Source organism: Pseudomonas sp. PB101, from assembly GCF_009764265.1.
Lineage (GTDB): Bacteria > Pseudomonadota > Gammaproteobacteria > Pseudomonadales > Pseudomonadaceae > Aquipseudomonas.
The window spans coordinates 1-18,511 of record NZ_RWIR01000033.1; the positions used below are offsets into that span (position 1 = coordinate 1).

Below are 18,511 nucleotides of genomic sequence, written 5' to 3' on the forward strand. Positions count from 1 at the left end.
CGTCAACGATAACGCGCATGAACCGGATAAACGCGGCGCACTTGAGTCCATCGCCAGCAAGCCGGCTCCTACAGTTTGGCGTTCACATCATTTCGACTGGAACACGATCCCTGTAGGAGCTGGCTTGTAGCGATGGTCGTCAACGATAACGCGCATGAACCGGATAAACGCGGCGCACTTGAGTCCATCGCCGGCAAGCCGGCTCCTACAGTTTGGCGTTCACATCATTTCGGCTCGGACGCAGCCCCTGTAGGAGCTGGCTCGCCAGCGATGGTCGTCAACGATGACGCGCATGAACCGGATACACGCGGCGCACTTGCGTCCATCGCCAGCAAGCCGGCTCCTACAGTTTGGCGTTCACATCATTTCGACTGGAACACGATCCCTTGTAGGAGCTGGCTCGCCAGCGATGGTCGTCAACGATAACGCGCATGATCCGGACAAACGCGGCGCACTGGAGTCCATCGCCAGCAAGCCGGCTCCTACAGTTTCCCGGGATTGCGTGGACAACCTTTTTTTCGCCGTGATTACTTCCCTGCCCGCGCCATGCAGCGCTGGTAACGCTCATCGACCCGTTTGGCGAACCACGCGGTGGTGAGTTTGCGGGTGATCTTCGGGCTTTTCAGCACGATGCCGGGCAACACTTCACGGGGCAATGGCCGGCCTTCGGCCCGTTCGGCCAGCTCGAAAACCCGTCGATAGAGTTTGCTGTCTTCGAACGCCAGGGTATTGCCCTCCTCCAGTTGCTCGCGGATCGTCGGGTTGCGCATGTCCAGTTGCCTGCCAAGGGTACGCACGGCCAGTTCCGTGGTGCCGGGCATGATCGAGCCGTGGCGCACCAGGTCGCCATCCAGCGCCAACGGGATACCGGAAGCCCGGCTCACCGCGTTCTGAAACGCGGCGTTGCGGCTGGCGTACCAACCCGCGTTGAAGTCGGCAAAACGGTACAGCGGCTGTGGGTAGCTCACCGGATACCCGAGCAGGTGCGCGATGCCGAAATACATGCCGCCGCGGCGGGTGAACACCTCATGTCGAATCGAGCCCTGCACCGGGTACGGATAGCCCTTGGCCTGCTGCTCGGCAAAATCGATGCTGACCTGCATCGGCCCGCCGGTATGCACCGGGTTGAAACCGCCGAACAGGGTCTTGCCCATCGGAGCCATGCCAATGAAATCGTCGAAAATGGCGCTCAGCTCCTTTTCGCTGCGCGCGGCATTCAGGCGGTCGCTGTAGCTTTTGCCGTTGGGCGAATCGAGCTTCAGCGCACCGCTCACCAGCAGGCCGGGGATGTGTGCGCTGGCGGCGCGACGGTCAATTTCGTCGCGGGCGATCTTGCCCAGGCCGGGGACGCTCGGATCGACCTGAAAGGTCGACTCCTGCTCGGTCACGGCCAGCACCGAACACAGGTTTTGCGTGGTCGGCGAGAGGTCCTGCGCGGTAAACGCCACCTGGATATCCCTGGCCCAACCCTGGGGATCGGCGGCTTTCGCCGGCAGCAAACGCACAATCTCGGCCTGCACCTGGGCCGGACTGCGCGTTGCCTGTTCCTGCGTCCGCTGGCTGCCGCAACCGGCCAGTAGCAACAAAGCGGCGATGCTTGAGATCAATCGATTGGCTTGCATGTCGTTCCATCTGGTCCATTGGTCCGGCGTAACCATACGAGCAATGGCATGGCACAGGCTACGGCCGTGACCACCACTTGCCTTTATAGGCCGCTAAAACGGCCCTGAATCACCGACATCCGACCTCTGCGCTTGCAGAAAATGCCTGCGTACCTTGCACAAAAACGCATTGCACAACGTTAAAGAGAACAACTACCATTTGCACCTGGAGTCGTATTTGCGCAAGGAGTTCCCGCGCAGCCCCTTTTTCCAATCGGCCGCGCGCCGCCCAGGAACGAACCATGACCACTCCAGCCCGACTCCGCGTGCCTTTTCGTCCTACGCTAGCCGCCCTGTTTTGCTCCTTGTCCCTGACGGCCCATGCCGCCACGGACGAAACAACACAGAACCAGGGAAAACCGCTGGTGCTCGGCGACGTCAATGTCAACGCCCAGGCCCCGACTCCCTCCGACCTGCCCCCGGTGTACGCCGGCGGTCAGGTCGCACGCGGCGCTCAACTGGGAATCCTGGGCAACCAGGACATCATGGACGTTCCGTTCACCATGACCTCCTATACCGAAGAGTTGATCCGCGACCAGCAAGCCGAAACCGTCGGCGACGTGCTGCTCAACGATTCGTCGGTGCGTCAGGCTTCCGGTTTTTCCAACCAGGCGCAGACCTTCATGATTCGCGGCCTGCCGCTCAACGGCGATGATATTTCCTTCAACGGCCTGTACGGCATCCTGCCGCGGCAGATCATTTCCACCGATGCCCTGGAGCGCGTGGAAGTCTTCAAGGGGCCGAACGCCTTCATCAACGGAGTCACCCCGACCGGCTCCGGCATCGGTGGCGGCGTCAACGTGCAACCCAAGCGCGCCGGTGACGTGCCACTGCGACGCTTCACCACCGACATCAGCGACGACGGGCGCATCGGCGAACACCTGGACATCGGTCAGCGCTTTGGCGAGGACAACCGCTTCGGCGCCCGCCTCAACCTGTCCCAACGCGAAGGCGACACCGCCATCGACGACGAGAACCAGCGCTCGAAACTGTTCGCCCTCGGCCTCGACTACCGCGGCGATGCGCTACGCCTGTCCGGTGATTTCATCTATTCGAAGGAACGCGTCAACGGCGGGCGCAGTTCGGTCAACCTTGGCGACGCCACGCACATCCCCGATGCCCCCTCTGCCGACACCAACTACGCGCAGAAGTGGGGTTTCAGCGAGATCGAAGACACCTTCGGCATGCTGCGCGCCGAGTACGACCTGAACGACAGCTGGACCGCCTACGCCGCTGCCGGCGCCAAGCACAGCCGCGAAGTCGGCAACTACGACTCCACCACCCTTGTGGGCAACGACGGCAGCTCGGTGACCAGCGGTTCGTTCATTCCCCACGATGAAGACAACACCAGCGCCATGGCCGGCCTCAACGGCCGCTTCGCCACGGGCCCTGTGACCCATAAACTCAACTTCGGCCTGGCCGGGATCTGGACCCAACAGCGCAACGCCTTCGATTTCGACCTGACCCAATACCCGAACAACATCTACCACCCGATCGACGTTCCGGCACCAACGGGCGGCTTCTCCGGTGGCGACCTGGGCGATCCGGGCATCACCGGCAAAACCTTCATGCGCAGCGTCGCCGTGTCCGACACCCTGGGCTTCATCGATGATCGCCTGCTGGTCACCCTGGGCGTGCGCCGTCAGCAATTGGTCGTGCAAGGCTACGACTACAACACACAGAACCGCACCTCCAACTACGACAAGTCGATCACTACGCCGGTGTACGGCATCGTGTACAAGCCGTGGGACCACGTGTCGTTCTACGCCAACCGGATCGAGGGACTGGCGCAAGGGCCGACGGCTCCGACGACCTCCGGTTCGCGAGTCGTGGTCAACGGCAATGAAGTCTTCGCACCGTCGCGCTCCAAACAGGTTGAAGCGGGTGTCAAAGTCGACATGGGCACCTACGGTGCGACCCTGGGCGTGTATCGCATCGAACAACCGGCTGACGGCTACACCCAGGTCATCGACGACACCACCGCCGTGTTCATTCATGACGGTGAGCAGGTCAACAAGGGGGTGGAACTCAATGTGTTCGGCGAACCCATCGACGGCCTGCGCTTGCTCAGCGGCCTGACCGTGATGGACACCGAGCTGAAGAAAACCCAGGGCGGCCTCAACGACGGCAATCAGGCCATCGGTGTGCCGAGCTTCCAGTTCAATGCCAGCGTGGACTGGGACGTACCGGGCCTGCCCGGCGTAGCCCTGAACGGACGCATGTTGCGCACCGGCGGCCAATACGCCGACGCGGCGAACAACCTCAGCCTGCCGACCTGGAATCGCTTCGATGCCGGCGCGCGTTACGCCTTCAAGGTCCAGGAAAAAGACGTGACCCTGCGTTTTAACGTGGAAAACGTCGCCAACAAGAGCTACTGGGAATCGGCCCAGGGTGGTTACCTGACCCAGGGCGAACCGCGCACGGCGAAGTTGTCGGGGACCATCGATTTCTGATTGAGGTCACCCTGCCCGGCGTCGTCCATACTTGTCCTACCCCGCGAGGAGGACAGGCTCATGCACAGAAGCGACGTGTTGATCATCGGCGCCGGCCCGACCGGGCTGGTCCTGGCGTTGTGGCTCTGCAAACTGGGGGTTCGCGTGCGGATTGTCGACAAGGCCTCCGCGCCCGGCACCACGTCCCGGGCGCTGGCCGTCCAGGCGCGGACACTGGAACTGTATCGCCAGCTCGACCTTGCCGACGCGGTTGTGCAAAACGGCCACCGGGTGGCGGCCGCCAACTTCTGGGTCAAGGGTGAACCTGTGGCGCACTTGCCGCTGACCCAGGTTGGCGAGGGGCTGACGCCATACTCGTTCCTCGAGATTTTCCCCCAGGACGAACACGAACGGCTGCTGATCGAGCGCCTGCAAGCCTTCGGCATCTCGGTGGAACGCAACACCGATCTGGCAAGCTTCGAGCAAACCGCAGACGGCATCACGGCCACGCTGCATCTGCCCGACGGCCAGCAGGAAATCTGCCAGGCCTGTTACCTGGCCGGGTGCGACGGCGCCCGCTCGATCGTGCGCAAGGCCCTGGACACTGGATTTCCCGGTGGCACCTACCAGCAGATTTTCTACGTCGCCGACGTGCAGGGCAGCGGCCCGGCGTTCAACGGCGAACTGCATGTCGATCTCGACGAGGCGGACTTCCTCGCCGTGTTCCCGCTGGCAGGCAGTGGTCGCGCGCGCTTGATCGGCACCGTGCGCGACGAGCGTGCCGAACACGCCGAGACCCTTTGCTTCGAGGACGTCAGCAGCCGGGCCATCGAGCATATGAAGGTGCAGATCGAGCAACTGAACTGGTTCTCGACTTACCGCGTGCATCACCGGGTGGCGGATCACTTTCGCCACGGCCGGGCGTTTTTGCTCGGTGATGCCGCACACGTGCACAGCCCGGCGGGCGGCCAGGGCATGAACACCGGGATTGGCGACGCCATCAACCTGGCCTGGAAACTCGCGGCCGTGTTGAGCGGCGGCGCCGAGGCCGGATTGCTCGACAGCTATGAAACCGAGCGCATCGCCTTCGCCCGCAAACTGGTGGCCACCACCGACCGGGTCTTCACCTTCGTCACCGCCGACGGGCCGATTGCCGATTTGTTGCGTACACGCCTGGCCCCGTTCCTGATACCGAAAATGACCTCGTTCGAAACCTCCCGCCAGTTCCTGTTCCGCACGGTGTCGCAGATCACCCTGAATTATCGGGGCATGCCATTGAGTACAGGCGTGGCCGGGCACGTGCATGGCGGTGATCGCCTGCCCTGGGCCCATGACGGCGAGGGGGATAATTTTGAATCGCTCAAATGCCTGACCTGGCAGGTGCATGTCTACGGCGACACCAGCGACGAGATGATCGCCTGGTGCCACGAGCACCATCTGCCGCTGCATGTGTTCGCCTGGCGACCGGCGTTCGAAGCGGCGGGCCTGGGGCGCAACGGCTTTTATCTGTTGCGCCCCGATACCTATGTAGCGATTGCCGAGACCTGCTCGGACCCGAAAGTGATCGAACGGTATTTCCGCGATCACGGGATCCGGCCGTTTTTTGGCGCGCCCTGAAAACACCACGCCCTTGTAGGAGCTGGCTTGCCAGCGATGACGGCGGCACATTTGGCATCCATGTGTCTGACGTACCGCTATCGCCAGCAAGCCGGCTCCTACAGGGGAATGTGTTCAACCAGCGACCGGGTTGGGGATCTGCAACCCGCGCACCACCGCCGGCCGCGCCAGGAAGCGTTCCAGCACCCGCGTGACGTTAGGGAAATTCTCGATGCCCACCAGATCGCCGGCTTCATAGAAACCGATCAGGTTGCGCACCCACGGGAAGGTGGCGATATCGGCGATGGTATAGCGCTCGCCCATGATCCAGTCGCGCCCTTCGAGCCGGCCGTCGAGCACCTTGAGCAGGCGCTTGCTCTCCTCGACGTAACGGTCACGGGGACGCTTGTCCTCGTAGTCCTTGCCGGCGAATTTGTTGAAAAAACCGAGCTGGCCGAACATCGGACCGATGCCGCCCATCTGAAACATCAGCCACTGAATCGTCTCGTAGCGCGCCGCCGATTCCTGGGCCAGCAGTTGCCCGCTCTTGTCGGCCAGGTAGATCAGGATCGCTCCCGACTCGAACAAGGCCAGCGGCCGGTCGTCGGGACCGTGGGGGTCGAGGATCGCCGGGATCTTGTTGTTGGGATTCAGAGAAAGAAATTCCGGGGACATCTGGTCGTTGGTGTCGAAGCCCACCCGGTGAGGCTCGTACGGCAGGCCGATCTCTTCGAGCATGATCGAAACCTTGACGCCGTTGGGGGTCGGCAAGGAGTACAGCTGAAGCCACTCAGGGTATTGGGCAGGCCATTTGCGGGTGATGGGGAATGCGGACAGATCGGTCATGGGCTGGATCCACGAAGACATTGAGAGTGACGATGATAATGGAGATATCGGCTCTGCGATCCCTTGAAGCCATCAATATCGCTGATAGAGGAGATCAAAAGAGATCAGGACCCGCCTCAACGCAGTTCGGTTAGGGTGTCCACAAATCCGCAACATCCTGTCGATAACCTTCACTGCAATCCGTTAAAGGTTACCGGTACATTGCTGCGCTCCTGGCCGGAATCGAACCAAACGGGCTCATGGGACTCTGAGCACCACTCCCTTGAAAAACGGACCGGCTTCAACGACATGGAAAACACCCGACGCTGGAAAGTCGCGGTGTAAAGGTTTGTCAGCCTTAACCGAATTGCGCTGAAGAACCTTTATATTCATGAATCTGTTCAATATCACCCAACGTTTTAAACACCGCGCCTACCTGCTGTTGCCTGTCTTGCTGGCGGTCAGTGCGGTGTTTCTGTTGCTGGAATCCAGCCTGAGTCGCGCCCAACCGATGGATGGCACGCAGACGCTGGTGTTCCTGCGCCACGGGGAAAAACCCGACGGTGGCCTGGGCCAGCTCAATTGCCAGGGGCTGAACCGCGCCATCGACCTGGCCACGCTGCTGCCGGAAAAGTTCGGCAAGGCCAACTACGTGTTTGCGGCGAACCCGACCCGCAACGTCGAGGAAGGCGAGTTCGACAACTCCTACAGCTACATCCGCCCCCTGATGACCATCAGCCCCAGCGCGATCAAGCTCGGCCTGCCGGTGAACATCAACTTTTCCGCCAATGACACCAGCGACCTGGCCGATGAACTGCTGCACGACAAGTATCACAACTCGGTCATCTACACGGCCTGGTCCCACGGCTACCTACCGGAACTGATCAACAAGGTCGCCGGCGACGCCACCGGCAAAAAAATGAAGATCACCGAAGACTGGGAGTCCGGCGACTACGACTCGCTGTACGTGCTGACCCTGACCTGGCACAACGGCAAGGCCAGCTTGCAGAGCAATGTGTACAAGCAGGGGCTGGATAACGGCGCTGAAACCTGCCCGACCTGAGATTTTGCATTGTTTGATCGGGCCCCTTCGCGAGCAGGCTCGCTCCCACATTGGATCTGCGCTATACACAAAACCTGTGATCACTGAAGATCTACTGTGGGAGCGAGCCTGCTCGCGATGGGGCCAGCGAAGACTGCATCAATGGCGCAGACTGCCACGCTCACACAGATACTCGAGAACCGCCCCCCGCTCCCCCGCAAACTCGATCCGTGTGCCCTTCTTCTCCCGCTGAAACGCATACATCGGATCGTAATACTCGCGCAGCAAACCTTCGATCCAGCCGCGGTGCAGATCCACCGCGCCACTGCGGCCCTGTTCCGTCAACGCCTCCTCCATCAAAATCAACATGCGCCGGTGACGCTCGCCACCCAGGCGTTTCTGCACATTGTTCAGGCTCGCCAGCAAGCGCTCGGAAAACAGCGCAAAGCCCTCCTCGCCATGCACGCCGATGAATTCGGCGCACAGATCCACTACGTAATCGCGCAGGATCCGCTCGACCCGACCTTCCGGGCTGTCTTCGAGCCAGACCATCGGAAACTGCTGCATGCCCTGGTACAGCGGTAACGGCAACGCGCAACTGCCCACCGCACGGCTTTCGTCTTCCAGTACGAACTGCTCGATGCCCCGGGCGCGTTTTTTCAGCACGTCCACGGCCAGGCGGTTTTCGAAGTCGATATTCGAAGGCTGGCCCGTGGCGCGCTTGCCGAAACTGGAGCCGCGGTGGTTGGCATGGCCTTCAAGGTCCACGCTGTTGGCCAATTGCGCGAGCACCTCGGTCTTGCCGGTGCCGGTCATCCCGCCCAACAGGACAAAATCGCACTGGGCAATCGCCTGATCGAGGGTATCGAGCAGGAAGGTACGCATGGCCTTGTAGCCGCCGCCCACCCGTGGATAGTCGATGCCGGCCTCGTCCTTGAGCCATTGCTGGACGATCTGCGAACGCAGGCCGCCGCGAAAGCAATACAACAGGCCATCCGGATGCGCCCGGGCAAAATCGGCCCAGGCCTGGATGCGTTCGGCCTTGACCGCGCCCGACACCAGTTGATGCCCGAGCACGATGGCTGCTTGCTGACCGTGCTGCTTGTAGCACGTGCCGACCCGCTGGCGTTCAAGGTCATTCATCAACGGCAGGTTGATCACGCCGGGAAACGAGCCTTTGCTGAATTCGACGGGCGCGCGGGCGTCCATCATTGCCCGGTCGTTGAGGAAGATGTCGCGGTAATCAGTGCAGTCGACGAACATCAAAACACCTCGACTGCGTTGCTCTGTCGCTCGACCAGTTCACCGATCGGTTCCAGGTTCAGGCCCAGTTCGGCGGCCACAGAAAGGAATTGCTCGTTGCCTTCGGGCGTCACCGCAATAAGCAGGCCACCACTGGTCTGCGGATCGCAGAGCACGCGTTTGTGCAGTTCCTGAAGGCGCCCGAGCTTGCTGGCGTAGCTGTCGAAATTGCGCAGCGTCCCGCCCGGTACGCAGCCCTGTTCAAGGTAATACTCGACGCCCGGCAGGCGCGGTACGCGCTCGTATTCGATGCGTGCGGTGAGCTGGCTGCCATCGGCCATTTCCACCAGGTGCCCGAGCAGGCCGAAACCGGTGACGTCGGTCATCGCGGTCACGCCTTCGAGCTTGCCGAAACGACTGCCGGGTTTGTTCAGGGTGCACATCCAGTCCCGGGCCAGGCCGATGTCGGCATGACGCAACTTGCCCTTTTTCTCGGCCGTCGTGAGGATACCGATGCCCAGGGGCTTGGTGAGATAAAGCAGGCAACCGGCGGTGGCGGTGTCGTTGCGCTTCATGTGGCGCTTTTCCACCAGACCGGTGACGGCCAGGCCAAAGATCGGCTCAGGTGCGTCGATGGAGTGCCCGCCTGCCAGCGGGATGCCCGCCTCGTCACACACCGAACGGCCGCCGCGTATCACTTCCCGGGCAATCTCCGGGGCCAGCACGTTCACCGGCCAGCCCAGAATCGCAATCGCCATCAACGGATCGCCACCCATGGCGTAGATGTCGCTGATGGCATTGGTGGCGGCAATTCGGCCGAAATCGAAAGGGTCGTCGACGATCGGCATGAAAAAGTCCGTGGTCGAGACCACACCGCGCTCTTCGTCGATGGCATAGACCGCCGCGTCGTCACGCGAGGCGTTGCCGACCCAGAGTTTCGGGTCAAGGTTCTGCGCCCCGCTGCCGGCCAGGATCACTTCCAGCACCTGGGGGGAGATTTTGCAGCCGCAACCGGCGCCGTGGCTGTATTGGGTCAGGCGAATCGGCTCGCTCATGGGGTTACCTCCTGGAGTCAAGGTAACTAATCCTACAGCAACGCGCCTTTTCCTTTGTAGGAGATGCGCTGCTAAGCAATGCTCCCCCTGTGGGAGCGAGCCTGCTCGCGAAGAGGCCCTGTCAGTCGACATAGTTGTTGAATGTCACTACGCCTTCGCGAGCAGGCTCGCTCCCACATTGATCGCAGTTATGGCAACAGAATCACCTTGTCACCGCTGCCCTGATTCACTTCGGCGTAACGCTCCAGGCCTTCGGCCAATGGTGACTCGAACAAACCCTGGGGCAACGGCAACAGGTCCTGATCGAAGAACCGGCCAAACTGCTCGAGCATTGCCGCACAGGCCTTCACCCCGTACAGCAACGAGTTGATTCCCACCACCGAACCACCCTTGCGATACAACGCCAGGGCCGGCAACTGCACGTGACCGTCCACGGGCGCGGCGATGATCGCGATGCGGCCGAACGTCGCCAGGGCTGGCACCGAGGCCGGCAGCCAGAAGCCGGTGGTGTCGAAAATCACGTCGGCACCGCCAGCGTAGACCGCGTTGACCTGCGCCCCGAGGTCTTCGGGTTTATCCAGTTGCAGGGTCGGGTAGCCCTGGTCCTGCAAATCCTTGACCTGCTCAGGACGCCGCGCGGCCGCCAACACCCGGGCACCGCGCACCTTGGCCAGGGCCAGCGCGGCACTGCCGACGGCGCCGCCACCGATGACCAGCAATCGGGTTTCGGCGGTTACCAGGCTGCGTTCCAGCGCATCCCATGCCGTGGTGTACGGCACACCGAGGCTGGCGGCCTGGGCGAAGCTCAGGTGGGTGGGCTTGAGTGCCACGCCATTGGCCGGCAGCTTGACGAACTGGGCGTGGGAGCCGTCGGCGAAAAAGCCCAGTTCCCGCCCCGTGCCCCAGACTTCCTGGCCGATCAGCGCCTGCGGGCCGGCCACGACCACCCCGGCAAAATCACGACCGGGAATGCGCGGCAAGGTGGTGTAGGGAAAACGTCCCAGCACGTTCTTCACGTCGCTGGGGTTGAGACCGGCGGCCTTGATCTCGACCAGCACTTCATCGGCGCCGGGCACGGGGGTCGGCACCTCGACGTAGCGCAAGGCCGAGAGATCACCGGTCTTATCGAATTGCAGAGCTTTCATGGCAGATTCCGGGGCAGTTGAGGTATGCGCCGAGTCTAGAGGGCGACGCCTGTAAGCATCGGTCAAGTGCTTCTGGATATCGGCCAAAGCATGGCGGCGGCCAATTCAGCCCTGGGGTTGCGCCGCAGGAAACTGCGAAGGGGCAACACCCAGTTCACGACGAAACATGTCGCTGAAACTGCTCGGCGAATAGCCCAGCTCCCGGGCAATCGCGCTGACGGGCACGCCCTGGATCAACCCGGCCACCGCCGTCGCCAGTTGCACCTGGCGCCGCCACTCGGCGAAGCCCATGCCCAGGCCATCCTTGAACAGCCGCGCCAGGGTGCGCACGCTGGCACCTGCAGTTTCTGCGTGCTGTTCGAACGGAATGTCCAGTGAAGGCGCAGACATGACCGCCTGACACAGATTCATCAGCCGCCGGTCGGAATCGTCCGGCAGCGGGATTTTCAACAGCGAACGCCGGGCACGCTTGAGCTCCAGCAGTGCCAACCGCACCAGCGCGTCGTAATACTCGGGCGGCCCGTCGTTGCCCTGCTCCACCAGACCGACAATCAGCTCGCGCAGCAAGCCGCCGACCTCGATGACCTGCACGCTGTCATCCAGGGTCGCCGCCAGGGTCGGGCGCAGGTAGATGTTGCGCATTTGCAGGTCGGACACCACACGAATCCCGTGGGGCACGCCCGGCGGCAACCACACCGCCCGCTGCGGCGGCACCACCAGCGCCTCGTGCGGCGTCTCGACCCACATCACCCCGCTCATCGCATACAGCAACTGGCCCCAGACGTGCTCATGCGGCTCGATGAACAACCCGCGCGGATAGGTGCGGGCCAGCGGCTGTACTGGCACATCGGTATCACTCAGGTCGGGCGGTACGGCGAGGGCCATGGTCTATGTTCATTGGGGGATCGGGGAAGCCACATGGTAACGAGGCAGGGAACTTGTCGCCAGCAACCGCCGCCTTGCGAAAATCCGAATGAATTTTCCCGATGGCGCGCGATCCTTTTATGTACAACAGGGAGGAACCGGGGCTTTATGAACAGTGCAAAATTATTCGTCATCGAGTACACACTCCATGGCACTCCAAAGTCTTTCATTATCCGACTGGAAAGAATGGATAACGCAGAAGCCTGGCATTGGGCGAGCTGTGATGCGGGGGTGGGGCGAATCCCGCGCTTTGGACGCGAGAAGGTGCAAAAGACCAGCAAGCCGATGGCGGAAAAATTCGGCGTGGAAAACGTCAAGTGGCGGCCGGCGAACTAATCTCTGGCGACTATCAGGTTCGGGGGAAGGGAAATGAGCACAACATCCGTCACCAGCCCTGCACAGCTGGACTACGGCCTGGACACGTTGTTCGGCCGCGTGACCAAAAGCGCGGAGTGCCGGATCGGACTGGAACCGGTCGAAAACGACCCGTTTTGCTTCGCCATACGCGTCCCGGCACCGCTGCCGGAAGATCTGGAGCAGGCCAAGACCCTGGTGCTACGGGTCGAAGGGCGGCGCTTGCAGGGCACCGTTCGCCACAGCGAGCGCCTGGAGGATGACAGCCTCAGGCTGGAAGTGGAGCCGGACTAGGCTCCACCCTGGCGTGTGCGGGCTGGCGTGTGCGGGGGAGCTCAGTGAGCACACTTGCAGCCTTGGGAAGCGCACTCCTCGCCATGCTCGTGATGCTTGGCACAGGCTTCACAGCAATAGTGCTTGCCGTGACGCACGATCGGATGTTCACCGAGTTTGCAGGAACACTTCGGACAATCGCATTGACGCTCGGTCATGGGTTTGACTCCTGTGGGTGGTGGTCGTCGGGGGGAGATGAAAACAACCCGTGCTTTTCAGTGTAGGGGTCGACTGCCACACCGCAACAGCGCACTACTTGAGTCCTTGATGTATGACCCGTTTCGCGAGGACCGGGAATGACGCGTAAGAGGCGATGCCACACTGGTTATCCTTGTTTCTGGACATCCTTATATACCCGGCCTCCCCCCACTCCGGGCCCCTGCTGTTTTTCACCAGCCAATAATCTTCGCCATCTTCGGTACCATAACCAACGATAAGCACGGCGTAATTCAAATCATCTTCATCGCAACTTTCATCATTCAATACCCCGCCGGAGTATTTTTGAAAGTTGTCGGATGCGTCGATCGCCGCCGCTACCGGCCCTCTGGCTACGGCCTGGCGCAGTGCCTCCTCGTCGCCATGAGGGATATTCGTATAGGTCACCGTATTGGCGGCGACAGCCTTGATCATGCCGGCACCACAGCGTCCTCCGTCCCCTGTGTAAGGGTAATATTCTGCTGACTGAATACCGTTTTGCTTGACGTAGTCATAGGTGTAATCCATCAGCCCGCCATCACAACCTTGATTACCTTGCTCACTGCTGCAATCAAGAATCTGCTGCTCGGAAAGCTCGACCAGTCTTTCGGTTTGCAAAAACAGTGCGCCCACCAGGGCACCGACGGCTGAAAAAGCATAACCGGAGCCACAAGACCCCAATTGCTTGACTCTCGTGACAGCGCCCTGGGTGCGCCAGTCCATTGAGCTGGGTATCTCCAGGGCCTGTGCCGTCACGGTAACGACACAGCCGCCAACCAGGATGAAACATGAGAGTTGCCAGAACCTCATACTTAGCCCCTGTTCTTGTATGGTTTATCAGTTACCTCGCTATGTCATTGAAATGAAAGACCAATAAGCCACCGGCAACAACTGTCAAATATGACAGTTGTTCAATACTGTTTAGTTATAAAAACCAAGCCGTTTCGCGTTGTTAAACATAACTGTCAGATACGGAACTGCCCGACCAGGCTGCCCAGGCGCTGGCCGAGGTCGGCCAGGCTGCGCGAGGTCTGCGCGCCGAGTTGGGTTTCGTCGGCGACGTTGTCCACGGCCACGGCAATCTGATGCACGCTGCGGTTGATCTCTTCGGCCACGGCGGTCTGTTCCTCCGCCGCACTGGCGATCTGCGCGTTCATCGAATTGATGGTCGCGATCAACTGAGCCATGGTGTCCAGCGAAGCGCCCGCCTCGTTGGCCTGGGCCGAGGTGCCGTCGCCCGCCTCGCTGGAGCGGCGCATCGCCTCCACCGCCGACTGGGTGCCGGCCTGCAGGCGGTCGATCATGCCCTGGATTTCCTGGGTGCTGATTTGCGTACGGCTGGCCAGCGCCCGCACCTCATCGGCCACCACCGCAAAACCACGCCCGGCCTCGCCCGCGCGGGCCGCCTCAATGGCGGCGTTGAGTGCCAGCAGGTTGGTCTGTTCGGCGATAGAGCGGATCACCCCGAGCACGCTGACAATCGACGACACGTCTTTTTGCAGGCTGTCGAGGGACACACCGCTGCTGCGAATGTCGTCCACCAAGGCATGGATCTTCTCGATGCTGCCGGCCACCACGCGCTTGGCCGCCTGCCCTTCTTCGTCAGTCTGCTGGGCTGCCACCGCGGCGTTTTGCGCGCTCTTGGCCACTTCCTGGGCCGCTGCGGACATTTCGTTGATCGCCGTGGCCACCTGATCGGTCTCATGGCGCTGGCGCTCCATGGCCTGGTCCGAGCGATTGGCCTGGTCGGACACCTGAGTCACCAGCCCGGTCAGTTGCGAGGTCATTTCGGTGATCTGCCGCACCAGTCCGTGGATCTTGTCGACAAAACGGTTGAACGAGCCGGCCAGTTCACCGAGTTCGTCCTGGCTGGTGATGGTCAGGCGACGGGTCAGGTCACCCTCGCCCGCGGCGATGTCGTCGAGGTTGGCTTTCATCAAATGCAGCGGACGCAGAATGGTGTTGGCCAGCAACATCCCGGCAGCGGCGATCACCAGCAGCAGCACGAGCGCCACGCCGACGATGCTCAGCACCATGCCTTGCATGCGCTCCTGGACCTTGGCCTCGACCACCGCCACCTGTGCTTCGATGCCGTCGAGGTTGACCGAGGTACCGAACGCCATGTCCCACTTCGGCAGGTATTCGGTGTAGCCGAGCTTGGGCACCAGCACCTGGGTGTTGCCGGGCAATGGCGAGCTGTATTGCAGATAGTGCGTACCGTCCTTCGCCACCTTCACCAGGTCGCGGTTGACGTAGACACCGTTCGGGTCGCGGTTGTCCTTGAAGCTCTGGCCCACGCCTTCGGGGCTGTTGGCCTTGAACAGGCGCACGGTATTGGAGTCGTAGCCGAAGAAGTAGCCGTCCTTGCCATAGGTGATGCTCGACAGCAGTTTGATCACCTGGGCCCGCGCCGCCTCATCGCCGGGAGCGGCCGCGTCGTAGAGCGGTTTGATCGTGGTCATGGCCACGGCCACGTAGCTCTGCAAGGTCGCCTTGGCATCGCTGAGCAGGCGTTCGCGGGTCTGCTCGACTTCCTTGCGCGCCTGATCCTGAAGAATGAACAGCGTGGTCAGGCTGATGACCAGCGCAAACAGCAACACCGGGAGGACGGCAAGGGACAGGACTTTGGCCTTGAGGCTCATGCGCATGACGTTCACTCTTTTGATTTTGTTGGCGTGGTTAAAGGCTTTAACGGCACCAAAAATCAAAACTGTAGGAGCCGGCTTGCCGGCGATGGCGCCCCAGGAATCGCCATCGCCGGCAAGCCGGCTCCTACAAGTGAAGTTACAGCACCATCGCGGCCACCCAGCCAAACGCCAGCAGCGGCAGGTTGTAGTGCAGGAAGGTCGGGAGCACGGTGTCCCAGATGTGATGGTGCTGGCCGTCGATGTTCAGGCCGGAGGTCGGGCCGAGGGTCGAGTCCGAAGCTGGTGAACCGGCGTCGCCCAGGGCACCTGCAGTGCCGACGATGCACACGATCGCAATCGGGCTGAAGCCCAGTTGCACGCACAGCGGCACGAAGATCGCCGCGAGGATCGGCACGGTGGAGAACGACGAACCGATGCCCATGGTCACCAGCAACCCCACCAGCAACATCAGCAAGGCACCAACGCCTTTGCTGTGATCGATGTACGCCGCCGACGACTCGACCAGCGTCTGCACCTCACCGGTGGCCTTCATCACTTCGGCAAACCCGGAGGCGGCGATCATGATGAAGCCGATCATCGCCATCATTTTCATGCCTTCGGTGAACAGGTCATCGGTGTCGCGCCATTTGACGATGCCCGACACCGAGAAAATCAGGAAACCGGCCAGCGCACCGATAATCATCGAGTCCAACAACAGCTGAACGATGAACGCCGCCGCGATGGCCACACCGGCCACCATCAGGCTCAGCGGGTTGTATTGCACCGCCACCTGCTCGACCTGTTCGATCTTCGCCAGGTCGTAGATACGCTTCTTGCGATAGCTGACAAACGCGATCAGCAGGCCCGCCACCATGCCCAGCGCCGGAATGCCCATGGCGTGGGTCACGTTGATGCCGCTGATGTCCACACCGCTGCGGGCGACGTTGGCCAGCAGGATCTCGTTGAGGAAGATGTTGCCGAAGCCCACCGGCAGGAACATGTAGGGCGTGATCAGGCCGAAGGTCATGACACAGGCGATCAGGCGACGGTCCAGTTGCAGCTTGGTCAGCACATAAAGCAGCGGCGGCACCAGCAACGGAATGAACGCGATATGGATCGGCAGGATGTTCTGCGAGGCGATGGCCACGACCCAGAGCAGGCCGATCAGCAGCCATTTGACCTGACCACCGCCGCTGGCGTGCTGGCGATCGACCATCGCCAGGGCCTTGTCGGCCAGCGCATGGGCCATGCCGGACTTGGCAATGGCCACGGCGAAAGCACCGAGCAAGGCGTAGGACAACGCCACCGTCGCCCCGCCACCGAGGCCGCTGTTGAAAGCCTTGAGCGTCGCCTCGATACCCAGGCCACCAGTCAGACCACCGACCAGCGCACCGACGATCAGGGCGATCACCACATGCACGCGGGACAGGCTGAGCACCAGCATGATGCCGACCGCGGCAATTACTGCATTCATTGTCATACCTCTGGGCAAGCGAAAAGAGTCCGGCCGGCAGTCTGCGAGAGCCGCCAGCGGATAAAAGGAATGGGTCTTATTAGAGGGCGCGCACTTTGCCGGACCGCTGCCGCCTTGTCAAAGCCCACACCCCCTGTAGGAGCCGGCTTGCCGGCGATGGGGCCGTGGAACATGGCGGTGATCTTGAGGCCGCTATCGCTGGCAAGCCAGCTCCTACAAGGGGTGATTCGATATTCAATGGGCAGCATAAAGAAAACCTGATCGCGGCCGTTACAGGGCAAAGTCTCAGATATTTATCGAATAAGGACGTCTCCATGTCGCTCAGACAACTCTCCATTCAATGGAAAATCACCCTGCTGGCCGGGCTGTGCCTGGCGGGCATCGTGACCCTGTTGGTGGGTCTTTCGCTGTATCGCATGGAGCACAGCTCCGCGCTGGTGAAAGCCTCGAGCATGGAGATGCTGACTGACGCGGCCCAGGCGCGGATCGAGTCCCAGGGCGAAAACCAGGCGCTGGGGATTCGCCAGCAGTTCATGGACGCCTATCAGTACGGCCACGGTTTCTCGCGGCAGGTGCTGTTTTTGCGCGACCAGGCCGAAAAGCGCTTTCTCGATGCTTTCGATCTGCGCGAAGACCTGACCCGCCAGGTCAAGTCGGCCCTGCAGGCCAATCCCGAGCTGCTCGGCCTGTCCCTGGTGTTCGAGCCCAACGGCCTGGACGGCAAGGACGAACTGTTCGCCGGACAAGCGGAACTGGGCAGCAACGACAAGGGCCGTTTCGCCCTCTACTGGTCGCAGCCGACGCCGGGCAAGGTCATCTCGATGGCCCTGCCGGAAAAGGACATGGCCGACACCAGCACCGGCCCCAGCGGCGAAGCGGCCAACGCCTGGTTCACTTGCCCGCGCACCACGCTCAAGCCATGCGTGATCGAACCCTACTTCTATGAGATCGACGGCCAGAACGTGCTGATGACCAGCATCGTTTTCCCGCTGATGGTCAACGGCAAGGTCATCGCCTCGCTGTCGGTGGACATCAACCTCAACAGCCTGCAGGCCATCAGCCTGGGCGCCAGCAAGAAGCTCTACGACGGCCAGACCAGTGTCAGCATCATCAGCCCGGCCGGCCTGCTCGCCGGCTACAGCCCAGACGCGAGCAAGCTCAGCCAGCGCCTGGACGCCGTGGACAAGGCCAGCGGTGCCGAACTGCTGCGGATGCTCGGCGCCAGCAGCAAAACCGCCAGCCTGCACAGCAACCAGCAACTGAAAGTGCTGGCTCCATTCCAGCCGATTCCCGGCGGCAAGTCCTGGGGCGTGCTGCTCGACGTGCCGGAGAAAGTCCTGGTCGGCCCCGCCGAAGCCCTGAAAAAGCAGCTGGACGAGAGCAACACCGCCGGTACGCTGATCGAGCTCGGCCTTGGAGTTCTGGCCGCCCTGCTCGGCCTGATGCTGGTGTGGCTGATGGCCCGCAGCGTCACCAGGCCGATCCTCGGCGTGGCACACATGCTCGAAGACATCGCCAGCGGCGAAGGTGACCTGACCCGCCGCCTGGCCTACGACAAGAAAGATGAGTTGGGCCAGTTGGCCGGCTGGTTCAACCGTTTCCTCGA

Annotated in this window: 15 protein-coding genes and 2 pseudogenes; 6 read left to right on the forward strand and 11 right to left on the reverse strand. The window is 61.7% G+C overall.

Going from position 1 to position 18,511, the window contains the following annotated elements; translation table 11 throughout:
• Positions 1 to 527: 527 nt before the first annotated feature.
• Complete coding sequence (locus EI969_RS10280; RefSeq protein WP_160387566.1) at positions 528 to 1,622, reverse strand: DUF1615 domain-containing protein; 1,095 nt, start codon at positions 1,620 to 1,622, stop codon at positions 528 to 530.
• 281 nt (positions 1,623 to 1,903) lie between these two features.
• Between EI969_RS10280 and EI969_RS10285 the strand changes: the two genes are divergently transcribed.
• Both EI969_RS10285 and EI969_RS10290 read left to right on the forward strand, forming a co-directional pair.
• Positions 1,904 to 4,114, forward strand: coding sequence for a TonB-dependent siderophore receptor (locus EI969_RS10285; protein ID WP_160387568.1), 2,211 nt, complete (start codon positions 1,904 to 1,906; stop codon positions 4,112 to 4,114).
• A 60-nt stretch (positions 4,115 to 4,174) separates the two neighbouring features.
• Positions 4,175 to 5,710 carry an FAD-dependent oxidoreductase gene (locus tag EI969_RS10290; protein ID WP_160387570.1) on the forward strand — a complete coding sequence of 512 codons (1,536 nt, stop codon included), beginning with the start codon at positions 4,175 to 4,177 and terminating at the stop codon, positions 5,708 to 5,710.
• A 114-nt stretch (positions 5,711 to 5,824) separates the two neighbouring features.
• Here EI969_RS10290 and EI969_RS10295 read toward each other — a convergent pair whose 3' ends face one another.
• Positions 5,825 to 6,535, reverse strand: a complete 711-nt coding sequence (locus EI969_RS10295) for a glutathione S-transferase family protein (RefSeq protein WP_160387572.1) — start codon at positions 6,533 to 6,535, stop codon at positions 5,825 to 5,827.
• Positions 6,536 to 6,905: 370 nt separating this feature from the next.
• Here EI969_RS10295 and EI969_RS10300 point away from each other — a divergent pair, with 370 nt between their 5' ends.
• Positions 6,906 to 7,577, forward strand: coding sequence for a histidine phosphatase family protein (locus EI969_RS10300; protein WP_160387574.1), 672 nt, complete (start codon positions 6,906 to 6,908; stop codon positions 7,575 to 7,577).
• 138 nt (positions 7,578 to 7,715) lie between these two features.
• Here the strand turns inward: EI969_RS10300 and mnmH are convergent, their stop codons facing one another.
• The 4 genes from mnmH to EI969_RS10320 form a co-directional block, all read right to left on the reverse strand.
• Entirely contained in the window at positions 7,716 to 8,819 is a 1,104-nt protein-coding gene (gene mnmH, locus EI969_RS10305; protein ID WP_160387576.1) for a tRNA 2-selenouridine(34) synthase MnmH, read from the reverse strand.
• Positions 8,819 to 9,853, reverse strand: coding sequence for a selenide, water dikinase SelD (gene selD / locus EI969_RS10310; RefSeq protein WP_160387578.1), 1,035 nt, complete (start codon positions 9,851 to 9,853; stop codon positions 8,819 to 8,821). Before selD ends, mnmH begins: the two co-directional genes overlap by 1 nt.
• Positions 9,854 to 10,041: 188 nt before the next feature.
• On the reverse strand, positions 10,042 to 10,998 hold the full coding sequence (locus tag EI969_RS10315; RefSeq protein WP_160387580.1) for a zinc-binding alcohol dehydrogenase family protein: 957 nt from the start codon (positions 10,996 to 10,998) through the stop codon (positions 10,042 to 10,044).
• A 105-nt stretch (positions 10,999 to 11,103) separates the two neighbouring features.
• Entirely contained in the window at positions 11,104 to 11,883 is a 780-nt protein-coding gene (locus EI969_RS10320) for a helix-turn-helix domain-containing protein (RefSeq protein WP_160387581.1), read from the reverse strand.
• A 147-nt stretch (positions 11,884 to 12,030) separates the two neighbouring features.
• Here EI969_RS10320 and EI969_RS10325 point away from each other — a divergent pair, with 147 nt between their 5' ends.
• Positions 12,031 to 12,258: a DUF6555 family protein gene (locus EI969_RS10325; RefSeq protein ID WP_160387583.1), complete on the forward strand. Its 228-nt coding sequence runs from the start codon at positions 12,031 to 12,033 to the stop codon at positions 12,256 to 12,258.
• A 33-nt stretch (positions 12,259 to 12,291) separates the two neighbouring features.
• Positions 12,292 to 12,570 (forward strand): hypothetical protein, encoded by a 279-nt coding sequence (locus EI969_RS10330; protein ID WP_160387585.1) that lies wholly within the window; start codon positions 12,292 to 12,294, stop codon positions 12,568 to 12,570.
• Positions 12,571 to 12,611: 41 nt separating this feature from the next.
• Here the strand turns inward: EI969_RS10330 and EI969_RS10335 are convergent, their stop codons facing one another.
• From EI969_RS10335 to EI969_RS10350, 5 genes and pseudogenes are all read right to left on the reverse strand, one after another.
• Entirely contained in the window at positions 12,612 to 12,767 is a 156-nt protein-coding gene (locus tag EI969_RS10335; RefSeq protein ID WP_150715841.1) for a metallothionein, read from the reverse strand.
• Between the two features lie 94 nt (positions 12,768 to 12,861).
• Positions 12,862 to 13,614 carry a C1 family peptidase gene (locus EI969_RS10340; protein ID WP_160387587.1) on the reverse strand — a complete coding sequence of 251 codons (753 nt, stop codon included), beginning with the start codon at positions 13,612 to 13,614 and terminating at the stop codon, positions 12,862 to 12,864.
• A 155-nt stretch (positions 13,615 to 13,769) separates the two neighbouring features.
• Positions 13,770 to 14,591 carry a methyl-accepting chemotaxis protein gene (locus EI969_RS30960; RefSeq protein ID WP_371925915.1) on the reverse strand — a complete coding sequence of 274 codons (822 nt, stop codon included), beginning with the start codon at positions 14,589 to 14,591 and terminating at the stop codon, positions 13,770 to 13,772.
• Between the two features lie 36 nt (positions 14,592 to 14,627).
• A pseudogene (locus EI969_RS30965) lies at positions 14,628 to 15,452 on the reverse strand (cache domain-containing protein); the annotation flags it as partial.
• A gap of 136 nt (positions 15,453 to 15,588) precedes the next feature.
• Positions 15,589 to 16,905 carry a Na+/H+ antiporter family protein gene (locus EI969_RS10350; RefSeq protein WP_160387591.1) on the reverse strand — a complete coding sequence of 439 codons (1,317 nt, stop codon included), beginning with the start codon at positions 16,903 to 16,905 and terminating at the stop codon, positions 15,589 to 15,591.
• 533 nt (positions 16,906 to 17,438) lie between these two features.
• Here EI969_RS10350 and EI969_RS30970 point away from each other — a divergent pair.
• A pseudogene (locus EI969_RS30970) lies at positions 17,439 to 18,509 on the forward strand (HAMP domain-containing protein); the annotation flags it as partial.
• Positions 18,510 to 18,511: the final 2 nt, after the last annotated feature.

What these genes read in the sequence shown, in the direction of transcription:
- EI969_RS10290 (WP_160387570.1), top strand. Translation starts at nt 4,175, where the DNA reads ATGCACAGAAGCGACGTGTTGATCATCGGCGCCGGCCCGACCGGGCTG.
- selD (WP_160387578.1), bottom strand. Translation starts at nt 9,853, where the DNA reads ATGAGCGAGCCGATTCGCCTGACCCAATACAGCCACGGCGCCGGTTGC.
- EI969_RS10320 (WP_160387581.1), bottom strand. Translation starts at nt 11,883, where the DNA reads ATGGCCCTCGCCGTACCGCCCGACCTGAGTGATACCGATGTGCCAGTA.
- EI969_RS10280 (WP_160387566.1), bottom strand. Translation starts at nt 1,622, where the DNA reads ATGCAAGCCAATCGATTGATCTCAAGCATCGCCGCTTTGTTGCTACTG.
- EI969_RS10295 (WP_160387572.1), bottom strand. Translation starts at nt 6,535, where the DNA reads ATGACCGATCTGTCCGCATTCCCCATCACCCGCAAATGGCCTGCCCAA.
- EI969_RS10315 (WP_160387580.1), bottom strand. Translation starts at nt 10,998, where the DNA reads ATGAAAGCTCTGCAATTCGATAAGACCGGTGATCTCTCGGCCTTGCGC.
- EI969_RS10350 (WP_160387591.1), bottom strand. Translation starts at nt 16,905, where the DNA reads ATGAATGCAGTAATTGCCGCGGTCGGCATCATGCTGGTGCTCAGCCTG.
- EI969_RS10335 (WP_150715841.1), bottom strand. Translation starts at nt 12,767, where the DNA reads ATGACCGAGCGTCAATGCGATTGTCCGAAGTGTTCCTGCAAACTCGGT.
- EI969_RS10300 (WP_160387574.1), top strand. Translation starts at nt 6,906, where the DNA reads ATGAATCTGTTCAATATCACCCAACGTTTTAAACACCGCGCCTACCTG.
- EI969_RS10330 (WP_160387585.1), top strand. Translation starts at nt 12,292, where the DNA reads ATGAGCACAACATCCGTCACCAGCCCTGCACAGCTGGACTACGGCCTG.
- mnmH (WP_160387576.1), bottom strand. Translation starts at nt 8,819, where the DNA reads ATGTTCGTCGACTGCACTGATTACCGCGACATCTTCCTCAACGACCGG.
- EI969_RS10340 (WP_160387587.1), bottom strand. Translation starts at nt 13,614, where the DNA reads ATGAGGTTCTGGCAACTCTCATGTTTCATCCTGGTTGGCGGCTGTGTC.
- EI969_RS30960 (WP_371925915.1), bottom strand. Translation starts at nt 14,591, where the DNA reads ATGACCTCGCAACTGACCGGGCTGGTGACTCAGGTGTCCGACCAGGCC.
- EI969_RS10285 (WP_160387568.1), top strand. Translation starts at nt 1,904, where the DNA reads ATGACCACTCCAGCCCGACTCCGCGTGCCTTTTCGTCCTACGCTAGCC.
- EI969_RS10325 (WP_160387583.1), top strand. Translation starts at nt 12,031, where the DNA reads ATGAACAGTGCAAAATTATTCGTCATCGAGTACACACTCCATGGCACT.